We start from the raw sequence: 6,163 nt of genomic DNA, 5'->3' as shown, positions 1-6,163 counted from the left end.
AACCCTTGCGCGGTGTGCCGGCCGGCCGCCGTCCGGGGGCTCGATCGCCCCAGGGCGCGCCCTAGGGCGTCTCCAGGGTGCCGAGGGTGACCTCGGCGGTCTGGCTCCGGCCGTCCCGGGTGTAGGCCACGGTGACCTTGCTGCCCGGCGCGAGCGAGGCCAGCGCGGTGGTGAGCGAGTTCAGCGAGTCGACGGGGCTGTCGCCGATCCTGGTGATCACGTCCCCCGTCTGGAGGCCCGCGGAAGCGGCCGGACCGCCGGGCGAGACGGCGACCACCACGGCGCCGGCCGGGCGGAAGTCCTGGTCGAAGTAGGTCCGGGCGGTGATGCCGAGCGCGGCCCGGCCGGAGTTGGAGACCTTGCCGTCCTTGATCAGCTGGTCGGCGATGCCGGTCACGGTGGACGCCGGGATGGCGAAGCCGATGCCCGGGGCGGCGGCGCCGTTGGCGTCCGGCTCGGTGGCGGCGAGCGTGTTGATGCCGATCACCTGGCTGTCCAGGTTGACCAGGGCGCCGCCGCTGTTGCCGGGGTTGATGGCGGCCGAGGTCTGCACCATGTTGCCGATGGTGGCCCCCGGCGAGCCCTCGGTGCGCGGCTCGGAGACGGTCCGGCCGGTGGCCGAGACGATGCCCTGGGTGACGCTGCTGGAGAGCCCGAGCGGGCTTCCCATGGCGAGGGTGATCTGGCCCAGCTCGACCTTGGCGGAGTCGCCGAAGACGGCCGGCTTGAGCCCGGGGGGCAGGCTGGCGAGCCTGATCACGGCGAGGTCGGAGTCGGGGTAGCTGGCGACCAGGGTGGCGTCCAGCGCCTTGGTGCTGCCGGCCAGCGTGACGGTGAAGGCGGTGGCCGTGCCGACCACGTGGGCGTTGGTGACGATGTCGCCCTTGTCGTCGTAGACGATGCCGGAGCCGAGCCCGCTCGCCGTGGTGATCTGCACCACCGAGGGCAGCACCGCCTTGATCACCCGCTGGTAGTCGCTCTGCAGCTGGTTGCCGCCGCCCGCCTGGGGGGCGGCGGCGGAGGCACCGGAGGAGGAGGCCGCCGGGGAGCCGCCCGCCGACGTGGCCGGGGACGACGACGAGGACGACGACGAGCCGCTGCTGCAGCCGGCCAGCACCAGCGCGGCCGCCGCCGCGACCGCCCCCGGCGCGACCAGCCGGGCCCCGAACCCCCTGGGCCCGGTCGGGCGCGGTCCGGCCTGGCGCGGGCCTCCGGGGAACGGGCGGGTGGGGTTCTTCTGGCGGTTCACCGTGACGGCCTCCGGGTTCCTCGGCACGCGGCCGTGACGGGCCGCTCGGACGCTACGCAGAGATCTTTGTGAGCATTTCACCGAAATGTCCGAATCCCCGGCTGCGACGCGCCCACGGCACCCCGGCGGCACTCACCGCCCGTCCGCGGGACGGGGCCCGTCACCGGCAGGCCATAGGATTCCGGCCATGACTTGGTTGCTCACCGGTGGTGCCGGATACATCGGCGGGCACGTGGTGCGGCAGCTCGTGGCGGCCGGCGAGCGGGCCGTGGTCCTGGACGACCTCAGCACGGCCACCCCCGGCGCCCGGCTGCCCGACGGCGTCCCGCTGATCGAGGGCTCCACCCTGGACCGGGCGGCCGTCGACGCGGTGCTGCGCGGGCACGACGTGCGCGGGGTGCTGCACTTCGCGGCGAAGAAGCAGGTCGGCGAGTCGGTCGAGCGGCCCTTCCACTACTACCGGGAGAACCTCACCGGTCTGCAGAACGTGCTGGAGGCCGCCGTCGGGGCCGGGGTGCGGCGCTTCCTCCTCTCGTCCTCCGCCGCCGTCTACGGCATGCCGGACGTCGACCTGGTCACCGAGGCCGACCCCTGCGCGCCGATGAACCCGTACGGGGAGACCAAGCTCGCCGGCGAGTGGCTGGTCGCGGCGGCCGGCCGGGCGCACGGCCTGTCCACCGTCTCGCTGCGCTACTTCAACGTGGCCGGCGCCGCCTCGCCGGAGCTCTCCGACGCGGGCGTCCACAACCTGATCCCGATGGTCTTCGAACGGCTCACCGCCGGCCGGGCCCCACGGGTCTTCGGCGCCGACTACCCGACCCCCGACGGCACCTGCGTCCGCGACTTCGTGCACGTCGGCGACATCGCCTCGGCGCACGTCGCGGCGGCCCGCCGGCTGGCCGGCGACCCGCCCGGCGGGACCCGGCTGACCCTCAACATCGGGCGCGGCGAGGGCGTCAGCGTCCGCGAGATGCTGGACGTGATCGGCAGGGTCACCGGCTACGACACCACCCCGGAGATCACCGCGCGCCGCCCCGGCGACCCGGCCCGGGTGGTCGCCTCCGCCCGCCTGATCCGCCGCGAGCTGGGCTGGAGCGCCCGGTACGGGGTCGAGGAGATGGTGGCCTCCGCCTGGGAGGGCTGGTGCGCCCGCCACCCCGGGGCCCGCCTCCGCTAGGCCTCCCTCTCCGATCACGCCGGGCGGCCGCCGCCCCGGGCCAGCGGCGCCCGGCCGCTCAGTGCGAGGGCACCGCCGTGCCGTAGAAGGCGTCCAGCGCGTACACGCAGCGGTCCTTGCTGCCGACGAAGACCTTTCCGCCGACCGCGACCGGCGAGCCGGTCAGCTCGCCCTTGGTGCCCAGTTCCCAGCGCAGCTGACCGCTGGCCAGGTCCAGGGTGTGCAGCGAGTGGTCCCGGCTGCCGAGGTGCACCAGCCCGTCCGCGACCGCCGGGGAGCCGACGATCTCGTCCCGCGCGGTGTACCGCCAGCGCTCCCGGCCGCCCGCCGCGTCGAAGGCGAACAGCACCTCGCCGCTGCCCGCCAGCACCGTGCCGTCCCGGACCACCACCGGCTCGGCGCCGTGCCGGGTGCCGGTGGCAGCGCGCCAGCGGTCCCGGCCGGTGGCCGCGTCCAGCGCGTAGACGGTGCCGAGGTAGTCGGCGACGTAGACCGCGTCGGCGTCCAGCGCCGGCGGCGTGAACAGCAGCACCGGGGCCTCGAAGCGCCAGCGCTCGGCACCGCTCGCCGCGTCCAGCGCGTACACCCGGGTGCCCGCCGTCACGTAGAGCACCCCGGCCCGCTCCGCCGGGCGGGACGGCACGTCCTCGCCGACCGGGACCGACCAGCGCAGGCCGGCGCCGCGCGGGTCCACGCAGCGCAGCCGCCCGCCGCCGTAGTAGTACGCCGCGCCGCCCACCAGGGCGGGGCCGGACTGCGGGTTCTCGTAGTCCTGCTGGGCGTCGTCGGCCCGCCACAGCTCGGCCCCGGTGGCCGCGGCGCGCAGCTGGACGCCGCCGCCCCGGACGCCGCAGCAGAGCACGCCGTCGGCCGCGTCCAGCGCGTACACCCAGCCGTCCAGCGAGTGCCGCCAGCGCTCGGTGCCGTCCGCGACGTCGACCGTGTACAGGTGGGGGCCGTCGGCCGCGTGCACCCGACCGGCGTCCACGGCGAGCGCCCAGGCGACGTCCCGGGTCTTGTAGCGGCGCTGCCCGGACGCGATGTCCAGGGCGTGCACCTCGAAGCTGGAGACGAACAGGGTGCCGTCGGCGACCACGGGGGTGCCCCAGACGTCGTTGGACATCCGGAACCGCCAGGGCCGCCAGCGGGAGGCGCGGGCCGGGGGCGGGGTGATCCGCCGGACCCAGTCGGTCTCGGCGGGCGGCGCGCCCGGGCCGGCCTGCTCGGCGCGCGGCCCCGGCCCTATCCGGACCGAGGCGCCGGGCAGCCGCACCTCGTCACCCGCCTCGGCGACGGGCCGGCGGTGCCGGCTGGGGGCGGCCAGCTTCTCGGTGGCGGCCTCGGTGTCCGGGGCGGGCGGGGCGCCGTGCACCGGACCGGCCGACGGCGGGGCGTGCCCGGCGATCGGCCGGGTGCGCGGGTCGCCCGGGCCCGTGTGCGGGGCCGGGAACGGCTGCGGTCCGGGCTGCGGGCCGGACGGGTGCCGGGGGTGCTGCTGGTGCGGCGCGGGCTGCGGCGGGACGCCCTGGACCGGACCGTGGCCGGGCCCGTGCCCGGAGCCGTGGCCGGGCGCCGCCGGCGGCGGCCGGCGCCGGCCGCGCTTGCGCTCGATGAGGGCGAGCGCGTCGGGCGGCAGCCAGTCCCCCGCCTCCCCGGAGGCGTCGTCCCGCGAGAAGAGGTGCGGGGCCAGCTCCACCTGGATCTGCTCCGGCGTCGGCCGGTGCTCGGGCGACGGCCGCATGCAGGCGCGCACCAGGTCGGCCAGCTCCGCCGGCAGGCCGGAGAGGTCGGGCTGCTCGCGCAGCAGCTGGAACACCGTCTCGACCGGGTTGGCCCCCCGGTAGGGCGGGTGGCCGGTGGCACAGAACACCAGCAGCGAGCCGAGCGAGAAGACGTCGCTGGCACCGGTGACGCCGCGGCTGTCCCGGGCCTGCTCCGGCGACATGTAGGCCGGGGTGCCGACCGCCACGTTGGTCATGGTGAGCCGGGTGCTGGAGACCCCGGCGGCGATACCGAAGTCGATCACCCGGGGGCCGTCCTCGACCACCAGGACGTTGGACGGCTTGAGGTCGCGGTGGACCAGCCCGGCCGCGTGGATGGACTGCAGGGCCTCGGCGATGCCGGCCACCAGCCAGCGCACCGCCCCGACCGGCAGCGGCCCGCACTCGGTGACCAGGTCCTCCAGGGACGGCGCCGGGACGTACGCGGTCGCCAGCCAGGGCACCCGGGCGTCCGGGTCGGCGTCGACCACGGCCGCCGTGTAGAAGCCGCCGACCGTCTTGGCGGCCGCGATCTCCCGCGCGAAGCGGACCCGGAACAGCTCGTCCTCGGCCAGTTCCCCCCGGACCGTCTTGATCGCCACCCGCCGTCCGGCGGGCGATCGTGCCAGGTAGACCAGGCCCATGCCGCCCGCCCCGAGCCGCCCCAGCACCTCGAAGGGCCCGATCCGCCTCGGATCGTGCGCCGTCAGCTGGTCCACCCGCTGCCACCTCCCCGTCTTGAGCACCGCCCGCGTGGTGCCGAGCACCCGCCGCGTGGTGCCGACCCGATTCTCCAATGCCGCCGGGCCCATCTCCAACCTCCCCCGCCCAGAGCACCGTCCGGCCCGCGGGAGGGCCCGCCGCCCGGCCACCGGCCACGGAACGGCCGGATTCTGACGTCCGCTCCGCCCCCGACTTGCACCCGACACGCCCGGGACCGCAGAGAGGGCCAGCTCACACCCCCGGCCGACCGGTCACGCTCCGTTACGCGATAACCCCTCAGCGAAGGGTTCGTCACCCTGTGGGGTCATCGGTGCACGGGGGGGCGTCAAGGAGGGCCGCGGGGGCCCGTGAATATCCCTCCGAAGGCCTCCGGACGGCTATACCAACCCCCGACCGGAGTAATTGTCACATCACCGAATCGCGCCAAGATCGGGCCACGGTAAGCTGACGGCATGACAGGACAAGTTCGCACCGTCGACGGTCGCGTCGCCGGGCGACGCGGACAGGAGACGCGGCAGAAGCTGCTCGACTGCCTCCGCGAGATGCTCAGCACGTCGCCCTATCGGGACGTCAAGGTCATCGACGTCGCCCGTATGGCGGGTACCTCCCCCGCGACCTTCTACCAGTACTTCCCGGATGTCGAGGGCGCCGTCCTCGAAATCGCCGAGGAAATGGCCAAGGACGCCGACACGCTCAAAGAGCTGGTGGCCGGAAAGTCCTGGGCAGGGAAGTCCGGCACGGCCACTTCGGAAGAACTGGTCGACGGATTCCTCGCCTTCTGGCGCAAGAACGACGCCATTCTCCGAGTGGTCACGCTCGGTGCCGCCGAAGGGGACAAGCGGTTCTTCAAGATCCGCATGACCGTCCTCAACGCGGTCGCCAAGCCGCTCACGGATGCCGTCAAGGAACTCCAGGCGAAGGGTCAGTCCGACAAATCGCTGGATCCGGCCGCCGTCGCCGGGTCACTGGTCTCGTTGCTCGCCTCCGCGGCCGAGCACCAGAAGGCCTTCACCTCCTGGGGCGTCAAGGTCAAGGACCTCAAGCCCAACCTCGCTCCCCTGGTGTACCTGGGCGTCACCGGCAAGAAGGCGCCCAAGTAGACCGATCCGCTTCGACCCACCCTTCCGCTTCGCGCGCGCCCCGGCCTCCTGTCCGGGGTACGACGGACGGCGGCCGTGTCCTCGGGGGAGGTCCGCCGACGGTCCGCAGCGCGCCACGACATGCCTGTGGGCGGTCGTCCCCGGTTCGGGGACT

At 74.8% G+C, this 6,163-nt stretch carries 4 protein-coding genes; 2 read left to right on the top strand and 2 right to left on the bottom strand.

Annotation, left to right across the window (positions count from 1 at the left end):
- Positions 1–61: 61 nt before the first annotated feature.
- A complete protein-coding gene (locus tag ACFCX4_RS33820) occupies positions 62–1,156 on the bottom strand; it encodes a S1C family serine protease (RefSeq protein ID WP_376150895.1) in 1,095 nt (364 codons plus the stop codon).
- Between the two features lie 280 nt (positions 1,157–1,436).
- Here ACFCX4_RS33820 and galE point away from each other — a divergent pair, with 280 nt between their 5' ends.
- Complete coding sequence (gene galE / locus ACFCX4_RS33815) at positions 1,437–2,426, top strand: UDP-glucose 4-epimerase GalE (RefSeq protein WP_376150891.1); 990 nt, start codon at positions 1,437–1,439, stop codon at positions 2,424–2,426.
- 58 nt (positions 2,427–2,484) lie between these two features.
- On the opposite strand, the gene ACFCX4_RS33810 is transcribed toward galE, so the two are convergent.
- A complete protein-coding gene (locus ACFCX4_RS33810; RefSeq protein WP_376150893.1) occupies positions 2,485–4,905 on the bottom strand; it encodes a PQQ-binding-like beta-propeller repeat protein in 2,421 nt (806 codons plus the stop codon).
- A gap of 456 nt (positions 4,906–5,361) precedes the next feature.
- On the opposite strand from ACFCX4_RS33810, the gene ACFCX4_RS33805 reads away from it, so the two are divergent.
- Positions 5,362–6,009 (top strand): TetR family transcriptional regulator, encoded by a 648-nt coding sequence (locus ACFCX4_RS33805; protein WP_376150889.1) that lies wholly within the window; start codon positions 5,362–5,364, stop codon positions 6,007–6,009.
- The last annotated feature ends 154 nt before the right edge of the window (positions 6,010–6,163 follow it).

The sequence above is a fragment of the Kitasatospora sp. NPDC056327 genome (assembly GCF_042261735.1).
In the GTDB taxonomy this organism is placed as follows: domain Bacteria; phylum Actinomycetota; class Actinomycetes; order Streptomycetales; family Streptomycetaceae; genus Kitasatospora.
Note: the sequence above shows the minus strand (reverse complement) of the source record. Positions and strands in the feature narration are given on the sequence as shown.